We start from the raw sequence: 15,235 nt of genomic DNA, 5'->3' as shown, positions 1-15,235 counted from the left end.
GAAGCCCCGAACAACAATAACGAGGGACTCGACTATGCCCACCGCCACCCAAGCCTCCAACGCCTGGCGCATCCTGTTCCTGCTGTTCCTGGCCAACCTGTTCAACTTCTTCGACCGCACCATCCCCGCCATCGTCATCGAGCCGATCCGTCTGGAGTGGCACCTGAGCGACTTCCAGATCGGCATCATCGGCACCGCCTTCACCCTGGTCTACGCCATCGCCGGCCTGCCGCTGGCGCGTATCGCCGACACCGGCTCGCGCAGCCGGCTGATGGGCTGGGGCCTGCTGGTCTGGAGCGGGCTGACGGCGGTCAACGGCATGGTCGGCAGTTTCTGGAGTTTTTTGCTGGTACGCATGGGCGTGGGCATCGGCGAGGCCAGCTACGCGCCGGCCGCCAACTCGCTGATCGGCGACCTGTTCCCGGCCGGACGGCGGGCGCGGGCGATGGGCATCTTCATGCTTGGCCTGCCGCTGGGCCTGCTGCTGGCATTCTTCACCATCGGTGCGATGGTCCAGGCCTTCGACAGCTGGCGCGCGCCGTTCTTCATCGCCGCCGTGCCTGGCGTGCTGCTGGCGCTGTTCATCTTCATGATCCGCGAGCCCGCGCGCGGCGCGGCGGAGACGGTGGCCACCGCCCAGGCCCCGCTGGACCGCCCCCTGCGCCGGGTGTTGAGCGTGCCCACCTTCGCCTGGCTGGTGCTGGCGGGGCTGACCTTCAACTTCGCCTCGTATGCCTGCAACTCGTTCATGGTGCCGATGCTGCAGCGCTACTTCGCGTTGCCGCTGCACGACGCTGCGGTGGCCACCGGGATGATCGTCGGCCTGAGCGGCCTGGTGGGCCTGACCCTTGGCGGCTGGATGGCCGACAAGGTGCACCAGCGCTTCGCCAACGGCCGTCTGGTGTTCGCCGCGTTGAGCATGCTGGTGGCGACCTTGTGTACCGCCTGGGCTCTACATGCCGGGCGCATCGAACTGGGGGTGTTCGTGGCGGTGTTCGGGGTCGGCTGGCTGTTCTCCTACAACTTCTACACCTGCGTGTACACCGCCATCCAGGACGTGGTGCAACCGCGCCTGCGGGCCACGGCCATGGCGCTGTTCTTCGCTGGGCTGTACCTGCTGGGTGGCGGCCTGGGGCCGGTGGTGGTCGGTGGACTGTCGGATCATTTTGCCGTGTCGGCCATGGCGGCGGCGGGCGAGGTGGCGATGAGCGAAGCGTTCAAGGCCCAGGGGCTGCATGACGCGATGTACCTGATCCCCGTGGCCCTGTTGCTGACCATGGTGTTCCTGCTGGCGGCCTCGCGGTGTTTCAGCCGGGATGCGCAGCGGATGCGCGAGGGCATGGTGCTGGATGGCGCAGCGGTGGCGGGGCAGGCGGCACAGGCCTGAATCCCAGTAGTTTGGTCAGATGTTGCGGCCTGATCATCATTGGTTTCATTGTTGCTGCTGCCGAGCCAGCCATTGATCAAAGGCCGCCGTCATTGTTCGCCACGTGGTGCCGTCGGCCGGTACCAGGTGTTCGATGCGCAGCGATGCCACCGTGATGTCCTGCGGCATGCCGAAGGTGGTGAAGGTGGACAGGAACCTAAGTTCGCCCTCGGCAGCACGCACCCGGGTCAGCACCAGCGGTGACGGCGGCGTGTCCGGCGCCAGTGCGGGTGGCACGGGCAAGCTTTGCAGCCGCCGAGCCAATTCTGGATTGCCCACCGCCTCCCTGGCCGCCCGCTGCCAGGCGATCGCCCGTATCTCATCGGCATTGACCAGATGATCACCCAGTCCGCCCGGGCGCAGCAGTGTGTCCAGCAGGTTCAGGCCCGAGGTGCTGCTCGTCGGTACGCCAACCATGGTGAACAACAGCCCGGCACTGGCATTGGCCGCCGTGATGTCCCAGTTGCTGGCGATGACGATGGCCGGTGCGGGGTTGTTGGCCTGCAGGATGTGCTCCACTGCGTCATGCACCATCTTCATGGCTGGGGCGTCCGGTGCCGAGGCCGTATAGCGTGGTGCGTAACCTGCCGCGAGGAACACCTCGTTGCGGTGTTCGAGCGGCACTTCCAGCGCGCTGAGCAGGGCATGCAGGGTGCTCGGGCTGGCCTTGGCGCGGCCGGTTTCGACGCAGCTCAGGTGGCGTTGCGACAGGCCGGCCACCAGCGCCAAGTCGAGCTGGCTGAGCCCGGCCTGGCGGCGTAGGCGGCGCAGGTGCTCTCCGGCATCGGTGATGGCAGGTGTGTGCATCGGGTGAAAGGGAGAAAGGCTCATGCGTCGACTCTGGCTGTCCTTGGCTGAAGCCTCCATGACCTGTGAGGTCATTGAGGCGGGGACGACTCTATCACTACCGTGACGGCAACATCGCCTCTGAAGGAATCGACGAATGAACGCACGATGGATCGCGCTGCCAGTGTTGTTGCTGTTCACCCTGTACACCGGTTGGACGTTGATGAGTGCCGAGCAATCACTTCTTGCCTTTGGCCTCGATCTGCTGTCCCGACCCGATACGGCCCAGGTCGTTATCGACCTGTATGTGATGGCCGGTCTGGGCTGTATCTGGATGGCAAACGACCAGCGCCAGCGGGGCGGGTCGTTGCTTGGTGTCTTGCCCTATCTGGTGCTGACGGCGCTGTTTGTCTCCCTGGGGCCGCTGCTGTACATCGTGGTCAAGGGCTTGGCGCAGAGGCCAGGGGCATGAGCGGCGCCCTGGCGGTCTACGCCTGCTGCGTAGTGGTGCTGTTCTTCAAGATGCTGGCGATTTCCTGCTACCAAGGTTACTTCCGCCTGCGCTTCCTGGCCTTCACCAACAGCGAGGATGCGGCGGTGTTCAAGCGTTCGGCTTGCCCTGCGGAACTGCCGCAGGTCACGCGGGCCATGCAGGCCTGGCGCAACGATCTGGAGAACATCCCGATGTTCCTCGCGCTGGGCGGCCTGGCGGTCGTACTGGAGGCGCCGGTTGCCATGACGGCTTGGCTGAGCGGGGTATTCACCGTGGCCAGGGTGTCGCATACGGTGACTTACCTGGCGGGTATCCAGCCGTGGCGGACGGTGAGTTATGGCGTGGGGGTAATCTGTTTGATCGGGTTGGCGACCTTGGTCATCGAGGCGCTGGCATCGACGCCTTGAAGGTCTGCCAGGCGTGCAGCAGCCGGCGGCAGGCAAGATGCCTGAATTCAACTGGTACAGAAAGCATCCGACTTCGGCACAAAGAAGCGAGCAAACAATTCCGATTGAGACTTGATGTTCAACTTGGCGTAAATGTTCCGGCGGTGCACTTTCACCGTTTCCGCCGAGAGTGAAAGCTTTCCGGCAATCTCTTTGTTGGAGAAACCGCTCAGCAGCAGTCTCAGTACATCGCTTTCACGGGTGGTGATCTGCGCGCCCAGCTGGGTCAGTGTTTCCTGCCAGGGCGGTACCTCGGCAAGGTCCTTCTCGACATCCACCTCGAAGGCCATGCGCTGGTGCATCAAGGCCGTCACCCAGGGCTTGATGAGGTCGAGGATGGTGATCTGCTCCTGGCTGAAGCGCGCCTTGCTGCCAATGGAGATGCATAGCGTGCGGTCAGCGTCGAGCTGAACGTTGTACTGCGCCTCATCGGCCGAGATGTAGTGCGCGAAGTACTGGTGGTAGTACTCGGTTTCGAGAAAGTACTCCGGCGCGATATCCAGCAGGTGGAAGAACCCGCTCTGCGGGTTTTCCCGGTTGGCGATGTAGAACGGGTCCAGCAGGTAGAGCCCCTTCACATAGCGATGGATGAACGCGTTGACTTCTTCGGCATCCGCCACCTCGGGCAGGCTCACCACTTCCACTTGCTGGCTGGCGAAGATCAATACCACCCAGTTGTCGATCTGCACGTACTCGTTCAATACCCGAACCAGCGAACTCCAGAACGCCGGACGGTCCAGCTGCATGATCAGCTTGCCGATCGATCGGTGCCAGGCCAGGCTTTGCAGGTCGAACGGCATTATCTACCCCTTTTGGGTTAGGAACTCGCAGGTCAGAGGTAAGTATTCCGAGGTATTTACTATCCGGTCCTGCCCGGTATAGTCGCTCACTGGGCCTAGGATGGCCGTGAAGATACATCGATTCGATAAGGATGTTGCATGAGAAGGTCACGTTTGCGAACCCTTTTTTCGGCCTCGCTGCTCTGCGCAGGGATCAGCACCTCGGTGCTGGCCGCCGAGCCCGGGATGCACCTGTACAACTGGTTCGGGCTGCTCGCGCCGGAGACGCCCAAGGCGTTCGAGCAGGAAACCGGCACCCGCGTTCACATGGACGCGTTCGACAGCGCCGACATCATGCAGAGCAAGGTCATGGCCGGGCGCACCGGGTATGACGTGGTGGTGGCCACTTCCAACGTACTGCCCAGCCTGATCGCGGCGGGCGTGCTCCAGCCGCTGGACCGCGCGCAACTGGGCAACCTGTCGCACATCGACCCCGATATCCTCGCCCAGTTGTCGGTCAACGACCCCGGCAACCGCTACGCGGTGCCTTACCTGTGGGGCACCACCGGCATCGGCTACGACGTCGACAAGGTCAAGGCCGCGTTGGGCGACCAGGCGCCGGTGGACAGCTGGGACCTGATCTTCAAGGAAGAGAACATCAGCAAGCTCAAATCCTGTGGCGTGGCGATGCTCGACTCGCCCAGCGAGATCATCTCGATTGCCCTGAACTACCTGGGCCTGCCCAGCAACAGCAGCAATCCTGCGGATTACCAGAAGGCGCAAGACCTGCTGATGAAGATCCGCCCCTACGTGCTGTATTTCGACTCGTCGCGCATCGACACCGACATGGCCGACGGCAATATCTGCGCGGTGGTCGGCTGGGCCAACGGCGCCCTGGCCGCCCAGGCCCTCAACGAGAAGAACAACACCGGGCGCAGGATCAACTACAGCCTGCCGCGCGAAGGCGCGCTGGTGTGGTCGGAAAACCTGGTGCTGCTCAAGGATGCGCCCCATCCCAAGGCAGGCATGGCGTTCATCAACTACATGATGCGCCCGGAAGTGATCGCCAAGACCTCGAACCACACCCTGTACCCCAACGCCAACAAGGACGCCACCCAGTTCGTCGAGCAGGCGCTGCGGGACAACCCGTGGATCTACCCCGACAAGAAGACGATTGCCACGTTGATCCCGCTCGAGCCGCTGCCGTTGAAACTGGAGCGGATCCGCACGCGGGTCTGGACCAAGGTGAAGAGTGGCGTCTGACTTGAGTTGACGTGTCGGCCGCTGCCCGGTGCAAGGGAGTACCGGACAGCGCGTTGACCAAGGTTGCCTGCGGCCTATTGCTTCAAGCACCAGCGAACACCATCGTCTCGCGGTATCCGGCTGCCCAGCCGAGGCGGGCGGGTCTTGCGTACCTGATTTCATCTTGAGCCGGAGGAGAACAGCGGATGTTCAGCCCAGCCCAGAAGACACACTTGAACTTGACGATCGAAGGCGTGGAGCACGATTTCCAGGTGCTCGGCTACACCGGGGAAGCGGTGGCCAACAGGCCTTTCTTTTTCAACGTGGAACTGGCCAGCGAATGGCCCGACCTGGACCTTGAACGCTTCCTCGACCTCGAGGCGTTCTTCAGCTTCGACATGAACGGCAATGGCATCCATGGGCGGATCTACCACATCGCGCCGATGAGGCAGGCCCCGTGTTCGGCGCGTTACAGCTTGACCCTGGTGCCGCACTTGTCCTACCTGCGTCACCGCATCAACCAGCGGATCTTTCAACAGTTCTCGGTGCCCAGGATCGTTGCCCTGATCCTGGAAGAGCATGGGATCGTGGGCGACGCTTACCGCTTCGAGCTGAGTGCGAGCTACCCCGAGCGCGACTACTGCACCCAGTATGGCGAAACGGACCTGCACTTCGTCCAGCGCTTGTGTGAAGAGGAGGGCATCCGTTTTCACTTCCAGCACAGTGCCCAGGGCCACGTGCTGGTGTTTGCCGATGGCCAGGCGGTGCTGCCGTGGGGCGTGCTGTATCGTCCGCCCCTGGTTCATGCCAAACCACGGGTGGCGGGGAACCAGACCGCCGTGGTCATTGCCGTGGAGGATGACGAGAGCCCGTGTGATCAGAGGCTTGCCCGGATTCAGGTGAAGTTTCCCTGGGATCCTGAGGACAGGTTCGACGACAAGAGCTGTTGTTGGCTGTCGGTGGCGTCCGATTGGCCTTGCGCGGTCACGCCTCCGCGAACGGGGATGGAGGTAATGGTCTCGTTTCTCGGAAACGATCCTGATCAGCCACGGGTCAGTGGGTGCCTGTGTTGCCGATAGCTCATTTCGACCACGGCAGCTTTATTCGAAATTATTCCAGGCCGATAATTATTGGCATTCAATAATTGCGAATAAACCCATGGCTGACGATTCCCTGCCCCCCGGTGGGACACACCGATGAACATCGACTCTCGATATGGCGTGATTACCGTCGTTGACGAGCCGACCTACACGTTCGACTCCACAGACAATATCCGGTGTTATGCGCGGGAAATCATCCTGGGCGACGATGGCGTGTCATCGGTTCATGGCGTAATGCTGGACGACTTCGGCCTGCTGGTGGTCGGTGCCGGCGGAGGCGGGACAGGAGTACATGCACAGTCGGCGCTGGTGATCGACGACAAGCTGCTATTGGCCGTGGGCAACCAGGTTGCCTGCGTGTCGCTGACCGCTCCCCATGACCTGCTTTGGTCGCGCAAGGTGGATCTGGCGACGTGTTTCGGTCTCTATTGGGCTGCGCGGCAGCGTGCACTGATTTCGCACGGCGAGCTGGAAATCACAGGTTTGTCCCTTGAGGGCGACGTCATCTGGAAGGCCATGGGCGCCGACATCTTCACCGGACGCTTTCAGCTGGCGCCTGACCATGTGGAAGTCGTGGATTTCTACGACACCGTCTACCGTTTTGATGTGGTGACGGGGGAGGCATTGAAAGGCAGTTGATGCATGGGGCCGGTTAAATGTCGCGATGCAATCCTTCTGCGTCCTGCCAGTACAGGGTTCGCTCGAATTGAAAGCTGATCACGAAGCGTGAGCCTGTCCGCGCAATGGCATTGGCAATCTTGTCCAGATCCGCCATGGGTGAATGTTCCTGCGGCCCAGGCCCTTTGATCCTGATGCTGGCGCGCGTGGCGACACTGAAGTCGAGCTGTTTGGTGTCCTCTGCATAGAGGGTGTGGTCGGTGATGACGAGGTCGGCGGTCAGCGTCAGCCATGACGCGAAGTAGGCTTCCAGGCTGTCGCTTGTACGCGTGACTTCAATCGCGCCAGCTGCTTGCAGGGCGTTTGCCAGTGCTGCTGCGTCAAGCGATGCGTCAGCTTCCAGGAACAGATCAAGGCTCAATGACGTTACCCTCGGTCGACGCTTCGACGCGCTGGGCGACCCAGCATTCTTCCCCCAGGTGCAGAAAGGCTCCACCCAGCCGCCATAGCTCGAAGTAGGCGGTAAAGTCGATGTCCAGTGCAATGAGCGGGGCGGCGATGTACCAAGCCAGCCCATAGTCCGCCGCGATGCCGTACCAGGCCTCGAACAATGCGTAGTCGGCGGCGGTATGGCAGTCGGCGGCTTCGCGAACCGCATCCCCTAATGCTTCGTTGGCCCAGGTGCCCGGTATATCGAAGTTGTCGATAGCCTTGAGGTCGGCCATGGGCTTGCAGATCACCCGCGCATTGCGGGTCAGGGTCATCAACTCTGAATCGCCCGTCCGCTCGAAAAAGTCGGCCTGCACATCCAACCATCGCCGGGTAGCGGCTGCCAGTTGTTCTGGCGTGCCTCGTTGCGTGGGGAGCAGGTACAGGTAGGGAAGCGTGCCGGCAGCCAGCACTTCCAACGTGCGCCTGGCCAGTTCGGGGGCGTGCTTGAAGCCTTCGAGGATGGTGGCCACCTCGTGGGGCTGGCCATGCTCCTTGAACAGCGCGATGAACTGGGATTTATCGATATCGCTGTGGCCTTCGACCAAGGCGCGCCAATCATCCAGCAGGGAGGTGTCCATTCGGCTTCCTTGGTTATGGGCGCGGGCATTGTGCATCGCGCTTCGGTTGTTGCGCCAGGGAACGAGCGCCGGGTTCGGGCCTCGTTGAATGGACCACTCCTGTCGGTTACGGGAGTGTCCTCCTTTAATCGATAACCAGCTCCCATACGCCACTGGCATGCTCGATCCGCTCACCCGGCAACCGGATGCGTTGGTTGGCGCTGTAGTCATGGAAGGCGCGGGCCTTGCCGATCAGCGACAGGTCCAGGGTCACGCTATGCCGCGACTCGCCACGCCCGGCCTCGAACAGCGTGTGGCCATACGGGTCCACCGCCAGGCTCGCCCCCACGAACACGCAGCCATCCGGCCCTTCGCCCACGCGGTTGGCAACCACGGCGAACACCTGGTTCTCCATCGCCCGGGCCATCACCGACACCCGGTGCACGTGATCCTCCGGTTCGGCCAGGCCATCGGTGATCAGCATCAACTGCGCGCCCAGGGCCTTCAGTGCCCGCGCTGTCTCGGGGAATTCGCTGTCGTAGCAGATCAACAGGCCCAGGCGCACGCCGCGCCATTCGACGGTGGCGAAGCGGTCGCCCGGCACGACGATGCCGTGCTCCGGCAACCACAGGTGGGTCTTGCGGTAGGTGAGCAGGATGCCTTCGGGGGCGATGAACAGGGTGGTGTTGTAGAAGGTGCCGCCGTCGTTCTCGTACAGCCCCAGCACCACCGCGACATTGTGCTGGCGCGCCGCCGCGACCACTGCCTGCACGGCATCGCCGTCGATGGCTTCGGACAGCATGCCGACGTCATCTGCTGTGAGAAAACCGGTCAGGTGCGACTCGGGGAACAGCAGGATATCGGTGTCCGGCGCGCACTGGGCCAGGGCCTCGAGGATACCGCGCAGGTTGTGGGCGGTGTCGCCGTCGCGGGTTGTCGTCTGTACCACTTCGATCTTCATGGGCAATCCGTCTCGCTGGGCCCGACCCTTCCGCGGGCGAGTGACATTTGCGAAGGGTGGTGCAAGTATGAAAACAATCACTGGCAAAACAATCACTTCGACGGGTTAACCCGGGGGTAGGGCATGAGCTTGAGCCTGCAGGATCTTTCGTGGCACCAGGGTGTTGGCCAATGCATCGAGCACCTCGACCGCCCGAGCTTCTGGCGCACACTGGCCACGCTGCTCGGCGACTTCGTCGAGGTGGACACCTGGGTGGCGCTGCTGTTCAGCCACGACAAACCGCTGATCTTCGACCAGAGCCCTTACGAGCGCGAGGGCATCGACCCGCTGGTGAGCGAGTACGCCAACGGCCTGTACCTGCTCGACCCGTTCTACATCAGCAGCCGCGAGCGGCCGCTGACCGGCCTGGTGCGCCTGGCCGACGTGGCCCCGGAGCAGTTCCAGCAGACCGACTACTACCGCCTGTACTTCACCCACAACGTGGTCGCCGACGAGGTGCAGTTCAACCTGGCCCTGGGCGATGGGCGCACGCTGTGCCTGTCGCTGGGCGGGCGCTCACGTTTCGACGCCCAGGCCATCGCCCAGCTGGAGCTGGTGCGCCCCTGGCTGATCGGCCTGCTGCGCCAGCGGCTGCACTTCGAGCAACTGCCCGAGCGCGCACCGGCCAAGCCCGCGCTGGGCCTGGCCCAGGGGCGCGACGAGGCACGCCGGCAGCTGGAGTCGGTGCTCACGGCGCGGGAGCTGGACGTGGTGCGGCTGATCCTGTCGGGGCATTCGAACAAGGAGACGGCCATCAAGCTCAAACTGTCGGCCGAGACGGTGAAGGTCCATCGCCGCAACGTGTACCGCAAGCTGGACGTGAACTCCCAGAGCGAGCTGTTCTCGCTGCTGTTTTTGGCAGGCGAAGACCTCGCCAGCCTGCAACCGGCGCCGTGATTCCCCTGCGCCATTACCCCCGGGTTAATCATTCGACGTTATAGGAATCCGCACCGGGATCCGCATACTGGCCCTGCACCTTGTAGGCGCGGGCTTGCCCCGCGATCACCGGCAAAGCCGGTGCCATCCCCCGAGTAACTTGCTGTGCACGCCGTCCCTGCGCCCCCATGCAGCCAGACCGGCTGGGCAATTCCCTAGAACAATCACAAGAGGATGACCCATGGCTCATTTCGCTCACGGCCCGGCCCGTGGCATCGCCCCTGCGCGCCAGGAGGCCACCCATGCCTGACGCCACCCCCGCAAAACTCTCCCTGACTTCCCTGACCGTCTTCGGCCTGGCCTACATGTGCCCGAGCCTGGCCATGGTGATCTTCGGCGTGATCTCCGAGCGCAGCGACGGCATCGCCCCCAGCGCCTTCCTGCTGGCCACCGGCGCCATGCTGCTGTCGGCCCTGAGCTACGCCAAGCTGTCTCGCCTGTTCCCGGTGTCCGGCTCGGCCTACTACTATGCCAAACGCCTGCTGGGCCCTGGCTGCGGCTTCGTGGTCGGCTGGGCGGTGCTGCTGGCCTACCTGTTCATGCCCATGGTCGCCTGGCTGCTGCAGTCGGTGTTCCTCAACGCCCAGTTCCCGCAGGTGCCCACCTGGGGCTGGCTGCTGATCAACATCGGCCTGACCACGGCGGTGACCGTCAGCGGCATGACCCTGACCGACCGCCTGAACAAAGTGCTCACGGTCCTGAGCGTGGCCCTGGTGCTGCTGTTCATTGGCTACTGCCTGCGCTATGTGGCCGGCCAGCCCCAGGTCGGCTTCACCCTCCCCGTATGGAACGAGCACAGCACCTTGACCGGCCTCACCGCCGCCGCCGCCATCGCCGCCTATTCGTTCCTCGGGTTCGACGCCGTGACCACCCTGGCCGAAGAGGCCGAGCAGCCCAAGCGCGACATCCCCCGGGCGGTGCTGCTGGTGATCAGCGTGGGCGGGCTGCTGTTCACGGCGGTGGCCTACCTGATGCAACTGAGCCATCCCGGCGGCCAGTTCGCCGACCCAGAGACTGCGACCTATGCGCTGTCGATCGAGGTGGGTGGGCAGTTCTTCGCCGACTTCGTCAACCTTGGCGGCATCGTCGCCGGCTTCGCTTCGTGCCTGGCGGTGCAGGTCAGCGCCAGCCGCCTGCTGTACTTCATGGGCCGCGAAGGCGTGCTGCCGCCGCGCTATTTCGCCAAGCTGCAGGGCAGGGCGCGCACGCCGGTGTTCAACCTGCTGCTGATTGCCGGGCTGGGGTTGATCGGGATCGGCGCGGATGTGAGCTCGGCCGCTTCGCTGATCAACTTCGGCGCGTTCCTGGCGTTTGCGGCGGTGAATGTCTGCGTGATTGCGTACTACCTGCGTGAGCGGCGCAAGCAGCGGTTGAGTGGAGTGGGGTTCGTGGTGTTTCCGCTGCTGGCGATTGGGGTGAACCTGTATCTGCTGTCGCTGTTGAGCACGGTGGTGATACTGGCCGGGGTGGCTTGGCTGGTGTGTGGCGGGTTGTACCTGATGTGGCTGACGGCGGGGTTCAGCAAGCCCACGCCGGGGCTGATGGAGGTTGAGTCTTGAGGTGATGCGCTAGCCACTGCGGCTTTACACGGAATTATTCCAGGCCAATAATTATTGGTAGATCATAATTCGGGATAAACCCATGGCTGACATTTTCCTGCGCCCGGAACTGGCGGCCGACATGGCCAGGCAACTGCTCAAGCCCTCGGCACTGGACATCGGCCTGCGCTCCGGGTTGTTCCTGTCCGGCCTGCGCCGGACGGGCAAGACAACCTTTCTCAAGAACGATCTGATCCCGGCCCTGGAGGCACAGGGCGCACTGGTGATCTACGTCGACCTGTGGAGCGACACCCAGACAAGCCCGGTGAAACTGGTGCTGGCTGCCGTGCGCCAAGCCCTGCTCGAACTGCAGACACCGACCTCGTCGTTCATGCAGCGTCTCAAGCGCGTGCGTGGCGCCGAGGTGGAGGTGGCCGGTTTCAAGTTCGGCTTCAACCTCGATACCCTGGGTGAAGCAGGCGGCGTGACACTTGCCGAAGCGCTGACCGAAGCGGTGGACCAGGCCAAGGCGACTGTCGTGCTGATCGTCGACGAAGTGCAGCATGCCATCACCACAGAAGACGGGCAGCAGATGATGCTGGCCCTGAAGGCCGCGCGTGACGCCATCAACCCAAGGCCCGCGACGCCTGGGCATTTCCTGTTCATCGGCACCGGCTCGCACCGGGCCATGGTCAACGAGCTGACCGCCCGGCGTAACCAGGCGTTTGTCGGCGCCACCAACGTGGCCTATCCGGTGCTTGACGAGGGCTATGTCGCGTTCTGGCTCCAGCGGCTCGCCGCAGATGGCCTCGATAACCTGCCTTCGCTGGAAGTGGCGACCGAGGCGTTCAAGACACTGGGCAGCCGGCCTGAAGAGTTCATCCGTGCCCTGCGTCAGTTGATTCACTCGCCCAGCCTCGGTTCCGGGGCGAATGTAGTGCTGCCGGTGATCGCGGCCACGCTACGCTCGGCGGCGGCCGACCTGGAACTGATGAAGGTCGAGGAACTGGGCGTGCTGGCACAGGCCATTTTCGCCCGGATCGCCTCCGTGGATGGCGAGACGCGGGGCGTGTTTTCCAGCGAGGCGGCGGGCGAGTATTCGACGTTCGTGGGGCGTGAAGTGCGGGTGGAGGAGATCCAGCCGGTGGCCAATGAGTTGCTGGCAGCGAACCTGATCATTCGCCGGGGGCATGGCCTGTATGGCGTGACCGATCCGTTCGTGCAGGAGATCTGGCGGGAGCGCCAGGCGATGCTGGGCAAGCGCTGAGTCGGCCGCGGTCAATGGCTATATGATTTGGAAGTCATACTACAAGTGCCTTCCACGCGCTGGACAAGTCGCATTGCGGATGCGCGATACATCGTTGTCTCATCGCATGGCAAAACTGCGCAGCGCGCCAGTCGGTCGAGCGCCCTCCGCGCTCGCCGATGGCACGCTGGCCGCGGGATGTCAGGCCGCTACTTTCTCCCGCACGATGACCATCGAGTTGTAGATGTAGCCCTTGTCCTTGGTCTCATGGTCGTATTGCTGGCCGCTGGTAATGTCGTATGTCACGATGATTTCGTATTGGTCGGAACTGGCGCTGGCCTGGCCAGTGGTGTTGAGCCCTTCATTGGCATCGTAGTAATCGACGATATTGTCCTGTTTCTGGGCGGTGGCATTGAGCGAGTTGGTGCCGGTGTAGGGAATGTCGAACATGCAGGCGAAGTCGGCGACCGCGGCCTTGCTATCGGGCTCGCGCAGTGACAGGTTCATCGCCAGGCCGATACCGGACACATAGGTCTTGCTCTCGGACTTGATGGGAGAGGCGTTGTACCATTTACCGAAAGGCCCACGGTTGTCGTAGCCTTTGATGACAATCTCATTTGGGGTGTCGGTATCGCCGTGCCCCATATGCGGGGCGGACACTACCAGGTCCTTGCTCGTCAGGTTGTAGATCGTCAGGTTGTGCCGGGTGTTGTGCAGGACCAGGGACAGGATCACCGTTGTGGCAATGATGAGTACCGCGCCCCATATTCCCGCAACGACAGCCCCTTCCTCCAGCGGTGCAAACGCACTGCGCCAGCCACGGGCAAGGCCCTGGACACAGCGCCCCATCAAACCATTGAACTGGCCGTTGAAGATGCCCGAGAAAAATACCCTGAGGAAGCGCGAGGCGGCTTGAAGCGTTCCCCGGAGCACGGCTTTGAACAGGCCCCAGGTTTTCGAGACCGCGTCTTTCAAGATTGCTCTGAGGCCGCGCCCGCCCGCGTAGCTCAGCAGTTCCTTCAAGGCACTGGTGACAATGATCGAGCTGCCAAGGGTAATCGTGAAGTTGACCACGGTCCGGGTGACGCCACCGAAGCCGAAATTGAAGGGGATGTGTGAGTCGACGAAGTAACGCTTGCCATCAATCTCGATGGACATCTCATCGGTCACGATCTTGTACTTCTTTTCCCGCAATGCGACTTCAGCGGCAGTGGCTTCGACCAGTTGCACAGAATCCAGCAAGCTGTTCTGCGAGATGTGTACATGGTGCTGCTCGCCGTCGATGGTTTGCATGCCGACCAGCCAGACATCGCCGTCGTCTTGTGGCACTTGCTGGAACTTGTCGATGTCCATGTCGGAAAAACGCTGCATGAACACCGCTTCGCGAGCTTGCTGGCGCGCAATTGCAGCCGTTGCCTGCCCACCCAACGGGCCTTTGCCGAACAGCGGATGGAGGCTTTGTTCGGTGAAGGTGCTGTTGACCTCATTGATGCTCACGCTTTTTGCGGGGTCGAACTCCAGGTTTTCGGTCGAGAACAAGCTGGTCATGCTGAACTCCATATTCGGCAAATGACGCATTGGGGAAGCCCGACGTGGTGCCGGGCCCGGGATAAAGCCACGAGCGCGCTATGCCATTCCCAGCGGAGGGAAACGCTGGAGCATGCGGCGATATCAATTTGGCATCATCCAGGCAGGGTGTGCAAGGGGCCTGAGCGAGGAGGCAGCATGCCATGCGACTATCCGTTGCGATGCAATCCTTCGGCATCCTGGCAACAGCGTGTTCGTTCGATATCGAGAGCTCAAAGCAGGGAGCTTTCCATACGACCTCCTGGTTCACAGGGGCATCATGCTGCGGGTGTCGTGCCAGGGTCGCAGCGACTATTGGCGAGTTGGATGCGCGCAGCGCCGCGATCACGATCCGGCTGATGGCTTCTACGTCTTCGCGCTGAGCGCGGCGGACATGACATTCCATGGACGTCCCCCGAATTGATGGCTCTACCACATAACCCTTGTGGGAGCGGCCTTGTGTCGCGAAAGGGCCGCAAAGCGGCCCCCGGTTTCTGATGTGTTGCGAAGATTGCCGGGGCTGCTACGCAGCCCTTTCGCGACATAAGGCCGCTCCCACAGGGCCCGCGTTTGCCTGTGGCGTCAGTGCTTCATCCCCAACTCCGCATCATCCATCAGCGCCTTGGCCAGCGCACTCAGGTAATACGATGCCCAGATCAACTGAGGCTTCTCCTCCATGATCCCGGTGATGGTCAGGTCGCATACGCAGCCCATCAACTCCGAAGCCTGTTCCCGTGCGTGCTGGCAAGGGATGCCGGGTTCGATGCAGAACAGCGGGTCGGTATGCCCTTCACCCTGGTAGAACTTGGTCTTGCCCACCGTGGTGTGGGACGTGGTGTCGTCTGTGCTCATTGCTCAATCTCCCTGAAATGATCGGTGCCTGGGCTTGCGCAATCGCGGGACAAGCCCGCTCCCACGGGTACATGTATCACAGCGCATGTGGGGTGCTGCGCGTGGATCGCAGCTATGGATCACAGCGTGTTTGGATTACAGCGTGGGAGCGGGCTTGC

At 62.6% G+C, this 15,235-nt stretch carries 16 protein-coding genes; 9 read left to right on the top strand and 7 right to left on the bottom strand.

Annotated features, from left to right (window positions below):
* Positions 1 to 34: 34 nt before the first annotated feature.
* Positions 35 to 1,387: a spinster family MFS transporter gene (locus AC25ND_RS12645; RefSeq protein ID WP_028690504.1), complete on the top strand. Its 1,353-nt coding sequence runs from the start codon at positions 35 to 37 to the stop codon at positions 1,385 to 1,387.
* Positions 1,388 to 1,432: 45 nt separating this feature from the next.
* On the opposite strand, the gene AC25ND_RS12640 is transcribed toward AC25ND_RS12645, so the two are convergent.
* Positions 1,433 to 2,257 carry a helix-turn-helix domain-containing protein gene (locus AC25ND_RS12640; protein ID WP_259370197.1) on the bottom strand — a complete coding sequence of 275 codons (825 nt, stop codon included), beginning with the start codon at positions 2,255 to 2,257 and terminating at the stop codon, positions 1,433 to 1,435.
* A 112-nt stretch (positions 2,258 to 2,369) separates the two neighbouring features.
* Between AC25ND_RS12640 and AC25ND_RS12635 the strand changes: the two genes are divergently transcribed.
* The gene (locus AC25ND_RS12635; protein WP_028690506.1) at positions 2,370 to 2,684 is read left to right on the top strand and encodes a hypothetical protein; all 315 of its coding nucleotides are present in this window, start codon (positions 2,370 to 2,372) and stop codon (positions 2,682 to 2,684) included.
* Entirely contained in the window at positions 2,681 to 3,112 is a 432-nt protein-coding gene (locus tag AC25ND_RS12630) for an MAPEG family protein (RefSeq protein ID WP_486976372.1), read from the top strand. The genes AC25ND_RS12635 and AC25ND_RS12630 overlap by 4 nt, the downstream gene beginning before the upstream one ends.
* 47 nt (positions 3,113 to 3,159) lie before the next feature.
* Here AC25ND_RS12630 and AC25ND_RS12625 read toward each other — a convergent pair whose 3' ends face one another.
* Positions 3,160 to 3,951: a helix-turn-helix transcriptional regulator gene (locus tag AC25ND_RS12625; protein ID WP_069016236.1), complete on the bottom strand. Its 792-nt coding sequence runs from the start codon at positions 3,949 to 3,951 to the stop codon at positions 3,160 to 3,162.
* A 138-nt stretch (positions 3,952 to 4,089) separates the two neighbouring features.
* Between AC25ND_RS12625 and AC25ND_RS12620 the strand changes: the two genes are divergently transcribed.
* From AC25ND_RS12620 to AC25ND_RS12610, 3 genes are all read left to right on the top strand, one after another.
* Complete coding sequence (locus AC25ND_RS12620; RefSeq protein ID WP_486976371.1) at positions 4,090 to 5,193, top strand: polyamine ABC transporter substrate-binding protein; 1,104 nt, start codon at positions 4,090 to 4,092, stop codon at positions 5,191 to 5,193.
* Positions 5,194 to 5,378: 185 nt separating this feature from the next.
* The gene (locus AC25ND_RS12615; protein WP_486976370.1) at positions 5,379 to 6,251 is read left to right on the top strand and encodes a contractile injection system protein, VgrG/Pvc8 family; all 873 of its coding nucleotides are present in this window, start codon (positions 5,379 to 5,381) and stop codon (positions 6,249 to 6,251) included.
* Between the two features lie 117 nt (positions 6,252 to 6,368).
* A complete protein-coding gene (locus AC25ND_RS12610) occupies positions 6,369 to 6,911 on the top strand; it encodes a hypothetical protein (RefSeq protein WP_486976369.1) in 543 nt (180 codons plus the stop codon).
* 13 nt (positions 6,912 to 6,924) lie between these two features.
* Here the strand turns inward: AC25ND_RS12610 and AC25ND_RS12605 are convergent, their stop codons facing one another.
* The 3 genes from AC25ND_RS12605 to AC25ND_RS12595 all read right to left on the bottom strand — a co-directional run bounded on the left by AC25ND_RS12605 (position 6,925) and on the right by AC25ND_RS12595 (position 8,900).
* Positions 6,925 to 7,311: a hypothetical protein gene (locus AC25ND_RS12605; protein WP_247284265.1), complete on the bottom strand. Its 387-nt coding sequence runs from the start codon at positions 7,309 to 7,311 to the stop codon at positions 6,925 to 6,927.
* Positions 7,301 to 7,960: a hypothetical protein gene (locus AC25ND_RS12600; RefSeq protein WP_207852839.1), complete on the bottom strand. Its 660-nt coding sequence runs from the start codon at positions 7,958 to 7,960 to the stop codon at positions 7,301 to 7,303. The genes AC25ND_RS12605 and AC25ND_RS12600 overlap by 11 nt, the downstream gene beginning before the upstream one ends.
* A gap of 124 nt (positions 7,961 to 8,084) precedes the next feature.
* Positions 8,085 to 8,900 (bottom strand): carbon-nitrogen hydrolase family protein, encoded by an 816-nt coding sequence (locus AC25ND_RS12595; RefSeq protein ID WP_028690513.1) that lies wholly within the window; start codon positions 8,898 to 8,900, stop codon positions 8,085 to 8,087.
* A 123-nt stretch (positions 8,901 to 9,023) separates the two neighbouring features.
* Here AC25ND_RS12595 and AC25ND_RS12590 point away from each other — a divergent pair, with 123 nt between their 5' ends.
* The 3 genes from AC25ND_RS12590 to AC25ND_RS12580 all read left to right on the top strand — a co-directional run bounded on the left by AC25ND_RS12590 (position 9,024) and on the right by AC25ND_RS12580 (position 12,680).
* Positions 9,024 to 9,836 carry a LuxR C-terminal-related transcriptional regulator gene (locus tag AC25ND_RS12590; protein ID WP_062363637.1) on the top strand — a complete coding sequence of 271 codons (813 nt, stop codon included), beginning with the start codon at positions 9,024 to 9,026 and terminating at the stop codon, positions 9,834 to 9,836.
* Between the two features lie 281 nt (positions 9,837 to 10,117).
* Positions 10,118 to 11,434: an APC family permease gene (locus AC25ND_RS12585; RefSeq protein ID WP_096048301.1), complete on the top strand. Its 1,317-nt coding sequence runs from the start codon at positions 10,118 to 10,120 to the stop codon at positions 11,432 to 11,434.
* Positions 11,435 to 11,516: 82 nt separating this feature from the next.
* Positions 11,517 to 12,680, top strand: a complete 1,164-nt coding sequence (locus tag AC25ND_RS12580; protein WP_486976368.1) for an AAA family ATPase — start codon at positions 11,517 to 11,519, stop codon at positions 12,678 to 12,680.
* 180 nt (positions 12,681 to 12,860) lie between these two features.
* Here the strand turns inward: AC25ND_RS12580 and AC25ND_RS12575 are convergent, their stop codons facing one another.
* Positions 12,861 to 14,207: a hypothetical protein gene (locus tag AC25ND_RS12575; RefSeq protein WP_213883895.1), complete on the bottom strand. Its 1,347-nt coding sequence runs from the start codon at positions 14,205 to 14,207 to the stop codon at positions 12,861 to 12,863.
* Positions 14,208 to 14,807: 600 nt separating this feature from the next.
* On the bottom strand, positions 14,808 to 15,077 hold the full coding sequence (locus AC25ND_RS12570; protein ID WP_028690518.1) for a DUF3077 domain-containing protein: 270 nt from the start codon (positions 15,075 to 15,077) through the stop codon (positions 14,808 to 14,810).
* Positions 15,078 to 15,235 lie beyond the last annotated feature (158 nt).

The organism is Pseudomonas sp. P110(2024) (assembly GCF_057480795.1).
Note: the sequence above shows the minus strand (reverse complement) of the source record. Positions and strands in the feature narration are given on the sequence as shown.

Excerpts from the sequence above, each read along its gene's own strand:
- AC25ND_RS12645 (WP_028690504.1), top strand. The coding sequence starts at position 35 with ATGCCCACCGCCACCCAAGCCTCCAACGCCTGGCGCATCCTGTTCCTG.
- AC25ND_RS12640 (WP_259370197.1), bottom strand. The coding sequence starts at position 2,257 with ATGAGCCTTTCTCCCTTTCACCCGATGCACACACCTGCCATCACCGAT.
- AC25ND_RS12635 (WP_028690506.1), top strand. The coding sequence starts at position 2,370 with ATGAACGCACGATGGATCGCGCTGCCAGTGTTGTTGCTGTTCACCCTG.
- AC25ND_RS12630 (WP_486976372.1), top strand. The coding sequence starts at position 2,681 with ATGAGCGGCGCCCTGGCGGTCTACGCCTGCTGCGTAGTGGTGCTGTTC.
- AC25ND_RS12625 (WP_069016236.1), bottom strand. The coding sequence starts at position 3,951 with ATGCCGTTCGACCTGCAAAGCCTGGCCTGGCACCGATCGATCGGCAAG.
- AC25ND_RS12620 (WP_486976371.1), top strand. The coding sequence starts at position 4,090 with ATGAGAAGGTCACGTTTGCGAACCCTTTTTTCGGCCTCGCTGCTCTGC.
- AC25ND_RS12615 (WP_486976370.1), top strand. The coding sequence starts at position 5,379 with ATGTTCAGCCCAGCCCAGAAGACACACTTGAACTTGACGATCGAAGGC.
- AC25ND_RS12610 (WP_486976369.1), top strand. The coding sequence starts at position 6,369 with ATGAACATCGACTCTCGATATGGCGTGATTACCGTCGTTGACGAGCCG.
- AC25ND_RS12600 (WP_207852839.1), bottom strand. The coding sequence starts at position 7,960 with ATGGACACCTCCCTGCTGGATGATTGGCGCGCCTTGGTCGAAGGCCAC.
- AC25ND_RS12595 (WP_028690513.1), bottom strand. The coding sequence starts at position 8,900 with ATGAAGATCGAAGTGGTACAGACGACAACCCGCGACGGCGACACCGCC.
- AC25ND_RS12590 (WP_062363637.1), top strand. The coding sequence starts at position 9,024 with ATGAGCTTGAGCCTGCAGGATCTTTCGTGGCACCAGGGTGTTGGCCAA.
- AC25ND_RS12585 (WP_096048301.1), top strand. The coding sequence starts at position 10,118 with ATGCCTGACGCCACCCCCGCAAAACTCTCCCTGACTTCCCTGACCGTC.
- AC25ND_RS12580 (WP_486976368.1), top strand. The coding sequence starts at position 11,517 with ATGGCTGACATTTTCCTGCGCCCGGAACTGGCGGCCGACATGGCCAGG.
- AC25ND_RS12575 (WP_213883895.1), bottom strand. The coding sequence starts at position 14,207 with ATGACCAGCTTGTTCTCGACCGAAAACCTGGAGTTCGACCCCGCAAAA.
- AC25ND_RS12570 (WP_028690518.1), bottom strand. The coding sequence starts at position 15,077 with ATGAGCACAGACGACACCACGTCCCACACCACGGTGGGCAAGACCAAG.